The sequence below is a fragment of the Pseudomonas sp. B3(2017) genome (assembly GCF_002113595.1).
Taxonomy (GTDB): Bacteria; Pseudomonadota; Gammaproteobacteria; order Pseudomonadales; family Pseudomonadaceae; genus Aquipseudomonas; species Aquipseudomonas ekonensis.
Genome location: NZ_NEIU01000001.1, coordinates 43,493 through 59,960, shown reverse-complemented (window position 1 = coordinate 59,960; position 16,468 = coordinate 43,493). Strand labels below are relative to the sequence as shown.

11 protein-coding genes are annotated in these 16,468 nt (G+C 67.0%); 7 read left to right on the top strand and 4 right to left on the bottom strand.

Features of this window, described 5'->3' with window-relative positions; all coding sequences use genetic code 11:
• The first annotated feature begins 28 nt into the window (after window positions 1–28).
• From CAG33_RS00205 to CAG33_RS00180, 6 genes are all read left to right on the top strand, one after another.
• Entirely contained in the window at window positions 29–775 is a 747-nt protein-coding gene (locus tag CAG33_RS00205) for an amino acid ABC transporter permease (protein WP_016773392.1), read from the top strand.
• Window positions 775–1,446, top strand: a complete 672-nt coding sequence (locus CAG33_RS00200) for an amino acid ABC transporter permease (RefSeq protein ID WP_085580191.1) — start codon at window positions 775–777, stop codon at window positions 1,444–1,446. Before CAG33_RS00205 ends, CAG33_RS00200 begins: the two co-directional genes overlap by 1 nt.
• On the top strand, window positions 1,443–2,177 hold the full coding sequence (locus CAG33_RS00195; RefSeq protein ID WP_085580189.1) for an amino acid ABC transporter ATP-binding protein: 735 nt from the start codon (window positions 1,443–1,445) through the stop codon (window positions 2,175–2,177). The genes CAG33_RS00200 and CAG33_RS00195 overlap by 4 nt, the downstream gene beginning before the upstream one ends.
• Window positions 2,178–2,321: 144 nt before the next feature.
• Window positions 2,322–4,223 (top strand): sensor histidine kinase, encoded by a 1,902-nt coding sequence (locus CAG33_RS00190; RefSeq protein ID WP_085580187.1) that lies wholly within the window; start codon window positions 2,322–2,324, stop codon window positions 4,221–4,223.
• Window positions 4,220–5,548, top strand: coding sequence for a sigma-54 dependent transcriptional regulator (locus CAG33_RS00185; RefSeq protein WP_085580185.1), 1,329 nt, complete (start codon window positions 4,220–4,222; stop codon window positions 5,546–5,548). Before CAG33_RS00190 ends, CAG33_RS00185 begins: the two co-directional genes overlap by 4 nt.
• Before the next feature lie 20 nt (window positions 5,549–5,568).
• Window positions 5,569–5,898 (top strand): GlpM family protein, encoded by a 330-nt coding sequence (locus CAG33_RS00180; RefSeq protein WP_170929942.1) that lies wholly within the window; start codon window positions 5,569–5,571, stop codon window positions 5,896–5,898.
• A gap of 28 nt (window positions 5,899–5,926) precedes the next feature.
• Here the strand turns inward: CAG33_RS00180 and CAG33_RS00175 are convergent, their stop codons facing one another.
• From CAG33_RS00175 to CAG33_RS00165, 3 genes are all read right to left on the bottom strand, one after another.
• On the bottom strand, window positions 5,927–6,823 hold the full coding sequence (locus CAG33_RS00175) for a hypothetical protein (RefSeq protein WP_256575640.1): 897 nt from the start codon (window positions 6,821–6,823) through the stop codon (window positions 5,927–5,929).
• A gap of 8 nt (window positions 6,824–6,831) precedes the next feature.
• Window positions 6,832–7,527, bottom strand: coding sequence for a hypothetical protein (locus CAG33_RS00170; protein ID WP_085580179.1), 696 nt, complete (start codon window positions 7,525–7,527; stop codon window positions 6,832–6,834).
• A gap of 129 nt (window positions 7,528–7,656) precedes the next feature.
• Complete coding sequence (locus tag CAG33_RS00165) at window positions 7,657–8,676, bottom strand: alpha/beta fold hydrolase (protein ID WP_085580177.1); 1,020 nt, start codon at window positions 8,674–8,676, stop codon at window positions 7,657–7,659.
• 241 nt (window positions 8,677–8,917) lie between these two features.
• On the opposite strand from CAG33_RS00165, the gene CAG33_RS00160 reads away from it, so the two are divergent.
• The gene (locus tag CAG33_RS00160) at window positions 8,918–14,095 is read left to right on the top strand and encodes a dermonecrotic toxin domain-containing protein (RefSeq protein ID WP_085636528.1); all 5,178 of its coding nucleotides are present in this window, start codon (window positions 8,918–8,920) and stop codon (window positions 14,093–14,095) included.
• 24 nt (window positions 14,096–14,119) lie between these two features.
• On the opposite strand, the gene metE is transcribed toward CAG33_RS00160, so the two are convergent.
• A complete protein-coding gene (metE, locus tag CAG33_RS00155; RefSeq protein ID WP_085580173.1) occupies window positions 14,120–16,432 on the bottom strand; it encodes a 5-methyltetrahydropteroyltriglutamate--homocysteine S-methyltransferase in 2,313 nt (770 codons plus the stop codon).
• Window positions 16,433–16,468: the final 36 nt, after the last annotated feature.

Genomic DNA, 16,468 nt, shown 5'->3' with positions numbered 1-16,468 from the left:
ACATGATCGAATCCGAGGGGAGACCCTAATGAATTACAACTGGGACTGGGGCGTGTTCTTCAAGTCCACCGGCGTGGGCAGCGAGACTTATCTCGACTGGTTCATCTCCGGCCTGGGCTGGACCATCGCCATCGCCATCGTCGCGTGGATCATCGCCCTGCTGCTCGGCTCGCTGCTGGGCATCATGCGCACCGTGCCGAACCGCATCGTTTCGGGCATCGCCACCTGCTACGTCGAACTGTTCCGCAACGTGCCGCTGCTGGTTCAGCTGTTCATCTGGTACTTCCTGGTGCCCGACCTGCTGCCGCCGGACCTGCAGGAGTGGTACAAGCAGGACCTGAACCCGACCACCTCGGCCTACCTGAGCGTCGTCGTGTGCCTGGGCCTGTTCACCGCCGCCCGGGTGTGCGAGCAAGTGCGCACCGGCATCCAGGCGCTGCCGCGCGGCCAGGAGTCCGCCGCCCGCGCCATGGGCTTCAAGCTGCCGCAGATCTACTGGAACGTGCTGCTGCCCCAGGCCTACCGGATCATCATTCCGCCGCTCACCTCGGAATTCCTGAACGTGTTCAAGAACTCCTCCGTGGCGTCCCTGATCGGCCTGATGGAGCTGCTGGCCCAGACCAAGCAGACCGCCGAGTTCTCGGCCAACCTGTTCGAGGCCTTCACCCTGGCCACCCTGATCTACTTCACCCTCAACATGAGCCTGATGCTGCTGATGCGACTGGTCGAGAAGAAAGTCGCCGTGCCGGGCCTGATCTCCGTAGGGGGTAAATGATGGAATTCGATTTCAGTGGCATCGTCCCGGCCATTCCCGGCCTGTGGAACGGCATGCTGATGACCCTCAAGCTGATGGCCCTGGGCGTCGTCGGCGGCATCGCGCTGGGCACCGTGCTGGCGTTGATGCGCCTGTCCCACAACAAGGTGCTGTCGAACGTCGCCGGCGCCTACGTCAACTACTTCCGCTCGATCCCGCTGCTGCTGGTGATCACCTGGTTCTACCTGGCGGTGCCGTTCGTGCTGCGCTGGATCACCGGCGAAGACACCCCGATCGGCGCGTTCACCTCCTGCATCGTGGCGTTCATGATGTTCGAGGCGGCGTACTTCTGCGAAATCGTGCGGGCCGGCGTGCAGTCGATCCCCAAGGGGCAGATGGGCGCCGCCCAGGCGCTGGGCATGACCTACGGCCAGATGATGCGCCTGATCATCCTGCCCCAGGCGTTCCGCAAGATGACCCCGCTGCTGCTGCAGCAGAGCATCATCCTGTTCCAGGACACCTCGCTGGTCTACACCGTGGGCCTGGTGGACTTCCTCAACGCCTCGCGCGCCGGCGGCGACATCATCGGCCGCTCCAATGAGTTCCTGATCTTCGCGGGTCTCGTCTACTTCATCATCAGCTTCGCCGCCTCGCGGTTGGTCAAGCGTCTGCAAAAAAGGTTCGCCGTATGATCTCTATCAAGAACGTCAACAAGTGGTATGGGGACTTCCAGGTGCTGACCGACTGCAGCACCGAGGTCAAGAAAGGTGAGGTGATCGTGGTCTGCGGCCCTTCGGGCTCGGGCAAGTCGACCCTGATCAAGTGCGTCAACGCGCTGGAGCCCTTCCAGAAGGGCGACATCGTGGTCGACGGCACCTCCATCGCCGACCCGAAGACCAATCTGCCGAAACTGCGTTCGCGCGTGGGCATGGTGTTCCAGCACTTCGAGCTGTTCCCGCACCTGACCATCACCGAGAACCTGACCATCGCGCAGATCAAGGTGCTGGGCCGCAGCAAGGAAGAAGCCACCAAGAAAGGCCTGGCGCTGCTCGATCGCGTCGGCCTCTCGGCCCACGCCCACAAGCATCCGGGCCAACTGTCCGGCGGCCAGCAGCAGCGCGTGGCGATCGCCCGTGCGCTGGCGATGGACCCGATCGTCATGCTGTTCGACGAACCGACCTCGGCCCTGGACCCTGAAATGGTCAACGAAGTGCTGGACGTGATGGTGCAGCTGGCCCAGGAAGGCATGACCATGATGTGCGTGACCCACGAAATGGGCTTCGCCCGCAAGGTGGCCGACCGCGTGATCTTCATGGACGCCGGCAAGATCATCGAAGACTGCCCGAAAGAGGAATTCTTCGGCGACGTGAGCCAGCGCTCGGAGCGCGCGCAGCACTTCCTCGAGAAAATCCTGCAGCACTAAGGAGCACCGCTGACCCTGTGGGAGCGGGCTTGCCCGCGAAGAGGCCGGAACATTCAACCTCACCGTTGACCGATCCACCGCCTTCGCGGCAAGTCCGCTCTTCTAGGGGCTGATTTGTGTTGTGGTTGACCCAAGGCATCTGTGATGAAATGCGACCCCAATCTCTATCGCGCAGCGCCGCCGTCACTTGCCGTGAAACCCCGTCTGATCCGCCATCTGTTCCTGCCGCCGCTGGTCATCGCCCTGATGGTCGGCCTGGGCTGCCTGGGCTTTTGGACCAGCGAGCACTTCGGCATCCGCAGCCTCGGCGAGAACGGCCAGCGCCAGCTGGAACTGCACGCCCGGGCGGTCGAAAGCGAGATCAGCAAATACACCTACCTGCCGAGCCTGCTGGAGCTTGAGACCAGCGTCTCGCAGCTGCTCGACGACCCGACCCCGGAACACCGGCAGACGGTCAACGATTACCTTGAAGGCCTGAACCGGCGCAGCCGCAGCCGGGCCATCTACGTGATGGACACCACCGGCCGGGTCATGGCCACCAGCAACTGGCGCGACGTCGACAGTTACCTGGGCGAAGACCTGTCCTTCCGCGCCTACTTCCAGAACGCCGTGCGCGGCCAGCCCGGCCGTTTCTACGGCATCGGCAGCACCAACGGCGAACCCGGCTACTACCTGGCCCACGGCCTGGAGGAGCACGGCAAGATCATCGGCGTGGCCGTGGTCAAAGTGCGCCTGGAAGCCATGGAGGAACGCTGGCAACGGGCGCGGCTGGAGGCGTTCGTCAGCGACGAGAACGGCATCATCATTCTCTCCAGCGACCCGGCCCGGCGCCTCAAGTCCGTGGTGCCGCTGAGCGACGAGACCAAGGAAAAGCTCGCCCGCAGCCTGCAGTACTACTGGTTCCCGCTCAACGAACTGCAACCGCTGGCCCGCGAGACCCTGGCCGAAGGCGTGGAGAAGCTCACCTTCCCGGCCAACAGCGAACTGGGCAGCGACGAAGAGAGCATCAGCTACCTGGCGCAGACCCGGCCGCTGAGCGACACCCCGTGGAACTTCACCCTGCTCACGCCGTTGCAGGACCTGCGCCGCGAAGCCATCAACCAAGGCATCCTGGTGGCCGTCGCGTTTGCGCTGGTGGCGTTCCTGCTGATCGCCTGGAACGAACGGCGCAAGGTGATCGCCACCCGCCTCGCCGCCCGCGAAGCCTTGCAGGAAGCCAACAATCAGCTGGAGCGACGGATCGCCGAACGCACCGCCGACCTGCGCGCCAGCAACGACCGGCTCAAGGGCCAGATCCGCGAACGGCGCCAGGCCGAGGAAACCCTGCGCCGGGCCCAGGACGAACTGGTGCAGGCCGGCAAACTGGCGGCCATCGGCCAGATGTCCACCAGCATCGCCCACGAACTGAACCAGCCGCTGGCGGCGATGCGCACGCTGTCGGGCAACACCGTGCGTTTCCTTGAGCGCGGCCAGCTCGACGTGGCCAGCACCAACCTCAAGACCATCAACGACCTGATCGACCGCATGGGCCGGATCACCGCCAGCCTGCGCTCGTTCGCCCGCCGCGGCGACGACAAGGGCCGCGCCAGCCTGGGCAAGGCCGTGGACGCGGCGCTGCAGGTGCTCGGCGCCCGCCTGGAGAACACCGCCCTGCAACTGCACCGCCGGTTCGACGACGTGCAGGTGCAGATCGACCAGACCCGCCTGGAGCAGATCCTGGTCAACCTGATCGGCAACGCGCTGGACGCCATGCAGGCGCAGCCGCTGCCGGCGCTGTGGCTGGAAGGCGAAACGTTCGACGGCAAGTACCGCCTGCGGGTGCGCGACAACGGCCACGGCATCGACGCCGAGGCGCGCAAGCACCTGTTCGAGCCGTTCTTCACCACCAAACCCGGCGAACAGGGCCTGGGCCTGGGCCTGACCCTGTCCGCCAGCCTGGCCGCCGCCACCGGCGGGCACCTGGGCGTCGAACACCCGGCCGACGGCGGCACCGCCTTCGTCCTCAGCTTGCCGTTGGCAGGCACTCCACCTGACGAGCCGATATGAACAACGACCTTAGTGTGCTGATCGTCGAAGACGACCCCCATGTGCTGCTCGGCTGCCAGCAGGCCCTGGCCCTGGAGGACATTCCCTGCATCGGCGTGGGCAGCGCCGAAGAGGCGCTGGCGCGGGTCGGCGACGACTTCGCCGGGATCGTCATCAGCGACATCCGCCTGCCGGGCATCGACGGCCTGGAGCTGCTGACCCGGCTCAAGGCCCGCGACCGCAGCCTGCCGGTGGTGCTGATCACCGGCCACGGCGACATCTCCATGGCGGTGGGCGCGATGCAGAAGGGCGCCTACGACTTCATGGAGAAACCGTTCTCCCCGGAACGCCTGGTGGACGTCGCCCGCCGCGCCCTGGAGCAGCGCAGCCTGGCGCGGGAGGTCTCGTCGCTGCGCCGGCAACTGGCCGAGCGCGATTCCCTTGAGGGCCGGATCATCGGCCGCTCGCCGGCCATGCAGAACCTGCGCGAACTGATCGCCAACGTGGCCGACACCTCGGCCAACGTGCTGATCGAAGGCGAGACCGGCACCGGCAAGGAACTGGTCGCCCGCTGCCTGCACGACTTCAGCCGGCGCCACGGCAAGGCCTTCGTCGCCCTCAACTGCGGCGGCCTGCCGGAAAACCTGTTCGAAAGCGAAATCTTCGGCCACGAGGCCAACGCCTTCACCGGCGCCGGCAAGCGCCGCATCGGCAAGATCGAGCACGCCGACGGCGGCACGCTGTTCCTCGACGAAGTGGAGAGCATGCCGCTGCCGCTGCAGATCAAACTGCTGCGGGTGCTGCAGGAACGCACCCTGGAGCGGCTGGGCTCGAACCAGAGCGTGGCGGTGGATTGCCGGGTGATCGCCGCCACCAAATCGGACCTCGACGAATCGAGCAAGGCCGGGGAATTCCGCAGCGACCTGTACTACCGGCTCAACGTGGTGACCCTGGAACTGCCGCCTTTGCGCGAGCGCCGCGAAGACATCCTGCAGCTGTTCGAGCACTTCCTGCAGCAGTCGTCGCTGCGCTTCGACCGCACGGCGCCGGAGCTGGACAACCAGACGCTATCGAGCCTGATGAGCCACGACTGGCCGGGCAACGTGCGCGAACTGCGCAACGTCGCCGAACGCTTCGCCCTGGGCCTGCCGGCCTTCAAGAAGTCCGGCGCCGGCAGCGCCGGCCAGGGCTTGGCGTTCGCCGAAGCGGTGGAAGCCTTCGAGCGCAACCTGCTGGGCGATGCGCTGCAGCGCAGCGGCGGCAACCTGACCCAGGCAAGCCAGGAACTGGGCATGGCCAAGACCACGCTGTTCGACAAAGTGAAAAAGTACGGCCTGAGCCATTAAGCGAGATCACAGTGGACCTGATTCTGAAAGCGGCAATCGGCGCGGCGGTGGTGGTGATCCTCGCCGCGCTGTCCAAGACCAAGAACTATTACATCGCCGGGCTGGTGCCGCTGTTTCCCACCTTCGCCCTGATCGCCCACTACATCGTCGGCAAGGGCCGCTCGATCGACGACCTGAAGACCACCATCGTGTTCGGCATGTGGTCGATCATTCCGTACTTCGTCTACCTGGCGACGCTGTACGTGATGGTCGACCGGATGCGCCTGGAGGCCTCCCTGGCCGTGGCGGCGGTGGCGTGGCTGATGGCCGCGACAGTGCTGGTCAGCGTCTGGGTGCGCCTGCACAGCTGACCCCGGCCCAGGAGCCGGCCGGTGCGTCTCAGCGGCCGTAGGCCTGATCGAGCTGCGCCGGCGTCAGCGCATCCTCGAACGGCACCGGCACCGACTTCACCGCACCGTAGAGGTTGCGGTAGCGCCAGTAGTCGCCGCTGCGCTGCAACTGGTAACCGCGCTCCACCACCCGCTGGCCGTCGAGCACGTAGCGCAGGGTTTCCTGGGCGGCGGCCGGCGCCGGCGGCAGCGCAAGGTCGGTGGCCAGCACGCGCATGGCCTCGTCGATGCACGCGTCGAGGGCGGCGGTGACCCGGGCCAGCTCAAGGCTGCCGTCGTCGATGCACTGCTGCCCGCAGCGGCGGAACGGCTGGCTGGCCACTTCGATGCTCATGCGGTACAGCGCCGAGCCGGCGATGTCCTGGATCTGCACCTGGTTGACCAACAGAAAGCTGCCGCGGTCGGCGGTCAGCATCAGCCGGGGTTCGATCAACAGGCGCGCCGTGACCTGGCCCTCGCCCTGCTTGAGCCCCGCCGCCTGCGAAGCCTGTGTGAAGCGGCGTTGCAGGCGCTCCTGCACCGGGATGCCGGCCAGCAGGTCGGCCATCGGCCGGGACTCGTTGAACGCCGCCTTCTGCGCATCGCGCTGCAAGGTGCCGCTGCCCATCTGGGTATTGATCAGGCTGGCGACCATGATGCCGGCCAACCCCGCGCTGTTGCCGGAGCTGGCGACCAGGTTGTGGCTGGAGGACTGGGCCTTCAACGCGGCCTTGGCATCGATCACCGTGCTGGCGCCGACGAACTCCGGCGGCACCTGCACCTCGACCTTCAGCCCGTGGGCCTGCACGTAGGGCAACGCGGTCGGGTCATTGAAGCCTGCCGGCGGCAGCGGCTTCTGCGCGCATCCGGCCAGCGTCAACAGGGCCAGCGCAAGGCCCGCCGCCATGCGGTGCCTCATTGCGCGAACGGGCTGATCATTTGCTGACGGCTGTCGTCCATGGCCTGGTAGAAGGCGTTGGACAGGTTGGCGTAGTTCGGCTCGTCCCACTCGCCCTGGGCGGCCTGGGTCACGGTGAACGGCTTGAACCACAGCAGCCGGTTGTCCGAAAGGTCCACCACCATGCCCTCCCCGCTCACATGGGCCATCGGCGCGCTGGTCGGCACGATGCTGTAGTAGCTGCGGACGGCGCCGGTGGCGTACACGTTCACCAGCACCAGACGGTCGACACCGTAGGCGGCCTTGAGCGACGTCAGGTCGCGGGTCATGTAGCCCTCGCGGAACGACATTTCCTTGTAGGACGCGATGTTCAGCGGCTCTTCGATGCGCTTGGCCTTGTAGCCCTTGGCCTGCAGCTTGGCGACGATCGCCTCCGGCAGGGTGTTGAAGTCGCGCACCTGCCAGGTCTCGACGTTGTCGCTGAGCTTGCTGTTGACGCCCTTGTTGATGGCCAGGTCCAGCAGGCCCTGATTGCCGGTCAAGGCCAGCACCGGTACGGGCACGGCGTTGATCGCCACGCCGATGGTTGGCTCCTTGGCGTCCCAGAACTGGTTGTCCAGCGCCACGGGCGGTTGCACGTGGGCGCAGCCGGTGAGCGTCAGGCAGGCGAGCAGCGTCAACGCAGCCCAGGTGCGGAAAGTGCGGTACGTCATGAATCAAGTCCCTATGCGTGAAATCATCGCGGCCCTTGCGGCAGCGGACAGACGGCAATAGTGGCACATTGATACTTTTTTGACGACCGAAAATTGGCGCGCCCGCCCGATTCACGCCCTGCCGCCCGGTCAAAGCAGGTTGCTGCCCGCCGCCGGTTCGATCTGCGCCCAGTGCGAGGCGTCCTCGCGGTGCGCCTGCAGGTACGGCAGCACCGCCGCCAGCAACGGCGCCTTGAACGCCTCCTGGAAACGGTGGGCCAGGCCCGGAATCAGCCGCAATTGGCTGCCCTGGATATGCGCCGCCAGGTGCACGCCGTGCATCACCGGCAGCAGCGGGTCGGCGGTGCCGTGCACCACCAGGGTCGGCACGCGCAACCGGTTGAGCAGCGCCACCCGGCTCGGCTCCGCGAGGATCGCCATGATCTGGCGCTTGACGCCTTCGGGGTTGAACGCCCGGTCATAGGCCACCGCCGCCTGTTGCAGCAACACCTGCCGGTCGTCTTTCACCGTCGGGCTGCCGAGGGCCGCCAGCAGGTCGGCCTGCTGCTCCAGCGCCACCTCGCGGCTCGGCGCCCCGCGCCGCGACAGCAACTGCACCAGCGCCGCGCTCGGCGCCGGCAAGCCTTCGGCGCCGGAGCTGGTCATGATCAGGGTCAGGCTCTCGACCCGCTGCGGCGCCATGTCCGCCAGGTGCTGGGCGATCATCCCGCCCATGCTCGCCCCCAGCACATGGAACCGCTCGACGTGCAGCGCATCCATCAGGCCCAGCGCGTCGTCGGCCATGTCGGTCAGGCTGTAGGGCGCCGACACCGGCAGACCGAGCTTGTAGCGCAGCACCTCGAACGTCAGGTTGGCCTCGGCCGGCGCCTGCCGCCAAGCGGACAGCCCCACGTCGCGGTTGTCGTAGCGGATCACCCGAAAGCCCTGCTGACACAGGGCGACCACCACCTCGTCGGGCCAATGGATCAACTGCCCGCCCAGGCCCATCACCAGCAGCAGCGCCGGATCCGACGCCCGGCCGATGCTCTGGTAGGCCAGGCTCACCTGCGCCAGGTCGACCCGCTCGGTCGCAACGTTCACATCGCAACGCGAGGCGGCCCATGAAGGCAGGCCGAACACCAGCGCGGCCAGCAATAAAAATACACGCATGAAAAACACCGAAACGCAGAACCCCAGTAGAGCGCGAGTCTGATGAAGTTTGTTCAAGCGCGCTGCCACAGTTGCGTGACAGTTTGATGAAGGGCGCCGAACGGTCTTCCGGGCGTTATCCAGACGAGCCCCTCCACAAAGCGCCCGCGATAACCCGATACCGCCAAGGCCTCGCCGCAGGGCTTTCTAATGACGTGAAGACGGCTTGCCTGCCGCCCACCCTTCACGGAGCCCCCTCATCATGCTCGACCTGCCCGTTCCCGACCTGACCGGTTTCGATCCGTTTCATCCGCTGCCGCCGAACACCGATCAGCGCCGTTGCCTCCAGGCCACGGCACGCTGCAACGATTGCCGCCGGCAGTGGCTCGCGCTGATGGCGCAGTGTCCTGCGGCTCCTGAACCCGGCTGGTGGACCGCCCGCGCCCTCGGTACGCCGCTGTCGCGCCGGGATCACGCCTTGAGCCTGTATCGCCAGCATTTCGAGGGCGCCTGCGACCTGGCCCGTGCCGAGGGACTGATCGACACCGCGCAATGGCAGCAACTGCTGAAACGGTCGGATCCGACGGCCACCGATGATCACGCGGCATCAATCACGCAACCGCTGCTCACCGTCCGAGAAGGCGAAAGCCGGCGCCTGTTCGGCGTGATGACGATTGCGCTCCAGGCGGCGGATGCGCCGGCGCTGCTGTACTCGCCCGCCCGCTCGCCGGCGCTGAGACGCTTCGCAAACGGGCAGGCGCTGGAGCGTTGGCTGGTCGGGCAACATCCGGTGCCTGCGCAAACCACCGGGGTCGAGCTCATCGGGCTCGGACACGATCCCCTGCGGCTCAGCCTCCTGCCGCTGCTGACCGGCGCATCGCCCGCTGCCGACCACCCGGATCGGGCCACGCTTGAGGCACTGTTCGCCGAAACGCCGGATCCGGTGGCGCAGGCGACCCCGGACGACACGCAAGCCTCCCCTTTCGGCCTGATGACGCCGGACATTCCCTGGGACATGTGTCGTCAGGCGCTGGCTCGGGAACAGGCCGCCCTCGATGCGCTGCTGGGCAGCGATCCGGAGGGCGCGCAGTACGGTGAGCGCCTCACAGCACTCAAGCGCCTGTCCGATGCCCTGGCGAGCGCAGGGCAAGCCAGCCATCAGGCCGCTTCGGCGTTGCTCGGCGCACCGCAGCGACTGGACATTCCACAATGGAACCAACCCTCGAACACGCATTACCGGGCCCTGCACCTGGCCCGGCTCGAGGGGCTGCGGACAGAAGCGCAACTGCAACGGCTGCTCGGCCACCTCGATGACGACGATGTCCACCGCCTCTCGTCCGTGCTCGACACCGCTCCCGAGGACTGGCCTGCGCAGGTGACCGTCGCGCGCATCACCCTCGTCGCGCCGCAAGACGGCGTCCGACACGCGGCGGACCTTGAGGGCGTGCTGGTCATCGCGGCGCCCTCGGCCCTTGAGACCGGATCGCAAGAGCCCCTGCTGCTTCACTGGCCCGGCCGCGACGGCGGCCTGCAGCGCTTCGGCTCGCGCCAGGCGATGGAGCGGAACCTGTTCAGGCAATCGGCCGACGATCCCGAGGCGACGCTGCACCTGACGCCGCTGAGCCGCGATCCGTTCACCTGGGCCTTGCAGGAGCAGCTCTATGCCTGCGAGCAGCAAGCCTTGAAGATCCTGCGCGACTGTCCACTGCCCGGCCGTGCCGCCGAACGGGCCCAGGCGTTGGCCAAGCTGCGCGAAGAGAGCCTGGCGAAACTGACGGTGGCGATGCCGGCCGCCCGCGAGTTGGCCCTCTCGCAGCGGCTGGAACAGGAGCGCAGCGCGGCGCTGGCCGAGAAGCTGCCGCCCTGGCTCGGTCACTTGACCCAGGCGCAACGCGTACGGTTCAGGGGACTGATCCACCAGTGGCTCGATGCCGCGCACCGTTGCCAGGCGCTTATCGACCGCGAACTGCCGCCCAGGGACGTGTTCTTCCAGACCCGGATCGACGCCCGCCTGCGCAAGGACTTTGCGCTCCGGCAGCGCTTTGCGGTCACGCTGGATCTGCCGGTCGCCACGGCCTACCAAAAAAGTACGGTGGCGGCCCCCGGGCCCGGCACCCCGCATGAACTGGTCCTGGTGGCCGGCCGGGAGCGCACGCGCCTGACGCTCGTCGAACTCGCCCGCCTCAACATCGACCAGGCCATGCAGCAGCGGCTGGCGTTCCTGAACGTCATCATCGACGCCGATGACGACCAGGACCGCAGCACCCTGGAGCGCGGCATCACGTCTGCCTACCTGCGCACGCTGGTGCCGGATCTCGACCTGCCCGGACACTATGAACGCCAGTTGGTCGCCACCTTCCTCGGCCCCTCAGAAGAACCTGCGTTCAGCAGCGCCTGGCGCCGCGAATGCCTGGGCGAACCCTGGAGGCTGATGCTGCGCCTGCAAGGCGAACGTGCCCTGCTGCAAGGCCGGATCGACCACATCGGCCGAAAGGTGCTGGAGATCGCCACCGACGCGTCGGATCCTGCGGCCTACGCCGTAGACGGCAAGCGCATCGAACTGCGGCCGGCGCACTTGACCGTGGGCGGCAAGGATACGCCGGCCCAGGGGCCGAGCACGCTGACCGGCGTGACCTTTATCGTCGAGCGCGTCAGCGGGCTGACGCTGCAATACTTGCCTGACGCCCCTGACGGCGACTGCCTGCGCCAGTTCGGCTCGCTGGAGGATGCCCGCCTGGACCTGTTCAACCGCTGCGTGCCCGGCACGATGGTCGACTACCTGGCCGGGCGTGCCTTGGCGGGCGAGCCTGCACGCCATGCCGGCCGGATCAAAGAGGCGGTGCGGCGCAACTTCGACGGTCTGATCGGTGTCGGGCCGAAGTGGCCGGCCACCACCTCAATGGCCGGCCACCTGATCCACGTGCACATGGGCCGCCTGCTCGAAGCCCATCGCTGCAGCGCCCGCTCCAACGATGCCCTCGCCGCGGAGCGCCATGCGCTGGCCGACGGCTCCGTGTTCAATTACCTGAAGATGGCCCTCGGCGTGGTGCCGTTCGTGGGGACGGCCATTGCGCTTCACGAGGCGTGGGGCAACGCCAACCGGGCAACGGCGGCCTTTCTGCAAGGCAATGTCCCGGAGGGCCTTGATGGGGTCGAATCCGTGCTGCTGTCATTGATCGATGCGGCCATGGATATCCTGCCGGCCGCTGCGGCCGCCCCCTCCGCCGCCCGCTCGGCCACGCGCCTGCGTCATCAGGCCCGCGCACCGCGCTCAGCCCACCGCGCCAGGGGCCGAGGCCTGCCTGACCCGTTCAAGGGCTATGAGTACGAACACGACATCTCCCTGGCAGGCCTGCAGCCGCTCAACCACGGCGTCTACCGGAACGTGTACCGGCACGCCGACGGGGACTTCATCCTCCGCGCAGGCCGCCCGTACCGCGTCTTTTTGAGCGATGACGCCCGCCACTGGCGACTGTCCGGCACCCAGGCGCGGAGCTACAGAATGCCCGTCGCGCTGAACGAAAACGGCCACTGGGACACCCACTACGCGGTCCACGGCACCCTGATGGACGGCGGCGGCCTGGGCGGCGGCGCGGTTCTCGGGCACCTGGCCGACGGCCTCGATCCGCTGTGGCCGCAAGCGATCCGGCAATGGCTGCCGCGCTGGTGGACCGACCGGCACCTGCGCCGCCAACTGACCCTGACCCACACCGCCGACGCGCTCACCCGGCAGCTCAACAGCCAGACCCGCAGCACCAACGTCCAGCTGCAGCGCTTCTATGACAGCACGCCCGAGCAGCGCAAGACCCTGCGGCCGGCGCTGGAGAACGCCTTCATCCGCGACATCGAAACCGCCCGCGACAGCCACCAGACCCTGACCGAACTGCACCCCCTGAGCCATGGGCGAAAACGCGCGCACATCGAGGACACCCGAAGCCGCAACGCCTGGGTGGTGGTCGAACGCACCGTGCACCGGATCCGGTTCGCCCAGGACAGGCTGGTGGAGCACCTGGACAGCATCGACACGTTGTTCAGGCAGTCCGAAACCACGCCCGCCTCCGACACTCCCCGGCATCTGGCGCTGATGGATCGGCGCAAGACCGTGCGCATGGCCTTTCTCAAGGAGTACGAACAGGCCCATGCCCTCACGGAGGAGCTCAATCGCTGGCAGGCCCGCATCACCAGCCGCGAGCACCGGGCCAGGACGGCCGCCGACGTGGCCACCGTCAACAAGAAGTTCAGCCGGGCCAACCATGACTACCTCAAGACCGCCCACCTGCTGGAGCTGATCACCCGCGCCGATGCCGTCGACGACCCCGCCTGGATGTACTTTCACGTGCAGTTGAAGCGGGCCCGCACCGAAGTCGGCCGCACCCTGTACGTCCAGCACAACCTGCCGCAGGTGCAGGCCAGCCAGGCGCAGCGCCGGCAAATCCTTGAAGCGGCCCTGACGGCGTACACCGAGTTCCGCCGCCGCCTCAACGCCTGGCGCTTGGGCTACCCGCAGCACCTGGATCTGGAGCACCTCTCGGCGTTTCTCGAACAACTGACGCAGATCGAGCACAGCACCCGCAACGCGCTGCGCAACGTGACGCCCGTCGTGCCGGCGGAACGGGCGCCGGGCAAGAGACTGTTCAGGGCCGAGGACGACCGGCTGCTCATCGGCAGCGAACTGACGGATCCCGATACCCGCAGCACCCGCTTCACCATCGAAGGGATCAATGGGCACAACGAAACCTGGATCCCGCAGGCCAACGGCAAGTACCGGCTGCACGAAACGCTTGCCCCGACGCAGCCGGCGCACGAACCGCCGCTGCAACCGTTGCTGAACGAAGCCCGAAGGCGGCTCGATGCGTTGCCTGCCCATCAAGACAGGGTTCACGGCTACGCCCGCCAGGACATGCTGCCGGCGGATCTTGAGGACATGCTGCTGCGCGAGGCGCAGGAGCTGACGATCCGCGCGCAGATCATCGAGCGGCGCTCACCCCACGAACCGATGGTCCGGCGCCTCACCGACCAGGCCCGGCAACTCACCCTGGACGCCCGCTCGCTGCGCATCCGGCAATCGATGGGCAGCAAGACCCCGACCGAGGGTTACCTGGATTACCTGCTGGAGCAAAACGTGGCGGACCTCGTCAAGGAAGGCGGTCTGCGCGACCTGGGGAAACGCCCGGGCGGCACCCGGGACTTCCTGCAGGAGTACGCCGTGCGCGACCTGATCCGCCAGCCAGCGCAGACCCTGTGGTATGTGCACATCCACTTTCCTTCGGCGAAAGCGCCGTTGACCGGTTTCAGCAAGGCCCACCTGAAACTGCCGGAGCAACGCAACCTGGGCCTGCAATGGCAGCAGGCCCAGGCCAAAGGCGGCGGCAAGGTCGAACCGATCTGGCGCGGCGATCTCAGTCGAGCGACGGTGCTCAAGCACTTTTCCGCGTTGTGACCGTCGCGCTGTGCAGTCCCGGCATCAGGCCAGTTGACGGCGCAACTGCCGCGCCGCCGCCACCATGTTGACCAGCGCCGCTTCCGTCTCCGGCCAGGCGCGGGTCTTGAGGCCGCAGTCGGGGTTGACCCACAGCCGTTCGGCCGGAATACGCTTCACCGCCTTGTGCATCAGCTTGACCATCTCGGCGGTTTCCGGCACCCGCGGCGAGTGGATGTCGTAGACGCCCGGGCCGATGTCGTTGGGGTAGTCGAACGCTTCGAAGGCCTCCAGCAGTTCCATGTCCGAGCGCGAGGTCTCGATGGTGATCACGTCGGCGTCCATGGCGGCGATCGCCTGGATCACGTCGTTGAACTCGCTGTAGCACATGTGGGTGTGGATCTGCGTCTCGTCGCGCACGCCGCCGGCGCACAGGCGGAACGCCTCCACCGCCCAGTCCAGGTAGTCCTGCCACTGGGCCCGGCGCAGCGGCAGGCCTTCACGGAATGCGGCCTCGTCGATCTGCACGATGCGGATGCCGGCCTTCTCCAGATCCGCCACTTCGTCACGCAGGGCCAGGGCCAATTGCTGCGCCTGCACCTTGCGCGGCACGTCTTCGCGGGGGAACGACCACATCAGCATGGTCACCGGACCGGTCAGCATGCCTTTCATGACCTTGTCGGTGAGGCTCTGGGCGTAGGTGATCCAGTCCACGGTCATGGCGTCGGGGCGGCTCAGGTCGCCGTAGATCACCGCCGGCTTCACGCAGCGCGAACCGTAGCTCTGCACCCAGCCGAAACGGGTGAACAGGTAGCCGTCCAGTTGCTCGGCGAAGTACTCGACCATGTCGTTGCGTTCGGCCTCGCCGTGCACCAGCACGTCCAGCCCCAGGCGCTCCTGGACCTGCACCGCGTGGCGGATTTCGCTGTGCATGGCATCGGTGTAGTCGTTGGCCGACAGCTTGCCTTGCCTGAAGGCCTGCCGGGCCAGGCGGATCGAACCGGTCTGCGGGAACGAGCCGATGGTGGTGGTGGGAAACGCCGGCAATTGCAGGTGCGCCTGTTGCGCAGCGATGCGTTGGGCAAACGGCGAACGGCGCTGGCTGTCCTTGGCGCCGATCGCCTTGATCCGGGCCTGCACCTGCGGCTTGTGGATGCGCGGCGACTGCGCACGGCTTTGCGCCACCGCGCGGCTGTCGGCCAGGGCGGCCTGCACGCCGGCCGCCTGCGGATCGTTCAGCGCATCGCGCAGCACGGCGATCTCGCTGCACTTCTGCACGGCGAACGCCAGCCAGCGCTTGAGCTCAGGGTCGAGTTCGTCTTCCCGTCCGACATCCACCGGGCTGTGCAACAACGAGCAGGAACTGCTGACCCACAAGTTGTCGCCGAAACGCTCCTGGGCCGTCTGCAACTGCGCCAGCGCCTGTTCCAGCTCGCAGCGCCACACGTTGCGGCCGTTGACCAGGCCCACGGACAGGATCTTGTAGGTGGGCAGACGGTCCAGCACCTGGCCCAACTGCTCCGGCGCCCGCACCGCATCGATGTGCAGCCCCTGCACCGGCAGGCTCACGGCCAGGCCGAGGTTGTCCTCAAGCCCGCTGAAGTAGGTGGCCAGCAGCTTTTTCAGCGGCGAGTACTGAAGAATGTTGTAGGCGCGTTCGAAGGCGTTCTTCCACGCTTGCGGCAGGTCGAGGGTCAGGATCGGCTCGTCGATCTGCACCCACTCCACGCCTTGGGCGGCGAGGCGGCCGAGGATCTCGCCGTACACCGGCAACAGGCGCTCCAGCAGATCCAGCTTGTCGAAGCCCTCGCCCTTGGCCTTGCCCAGCCACAGGTAGGTCAACGGGCCGATGATCACCGGCTTGACGTTGTGACCCAGCGCCCGGGCCTCGTCGACTTCTTCGAACAGCTGTTCCCAGCTGAGCCTGAACGCCTGGTCAGCGGTGAATTCCGGGACGAGATAGTGGTAGTTGGTGTCGAACCACTTGGTCAGCTCCTGGGCATACTGCGTCTGGCCGTGCCCGCCGCCGCAGCAGCTGGCGGAAGCGCCGCGGGCCATGGCGAACAGGGTGTCGAGGGTCGGCAGGCCGCGGGCGTCCAGCGCACCGGCGAAACGCTCGGGGATCGCGCCGAAGGTCAGCGAGTGGGTCAGCACCTGGTCGTACCAGGCGAAGTCGCCCACCGGCAGCAGGTCGATGCCGGCGTCCTTCTGCAATTGCCAGTGGGCGGCGCGCAAGCTGCGCCCGACCCGTTCCAGGCTCGCCCGGTCGAGATCGCCTTTCCAGTAGGCCTCCAGGGCCTTTTTCAGTTCGCGGTCGGCGCCGATGCGCGGGAAACCAAGGATGTGGGCCACGGCCATGTCGAAGTTGCTCCATCGGTAAAAGATGGCGCCATT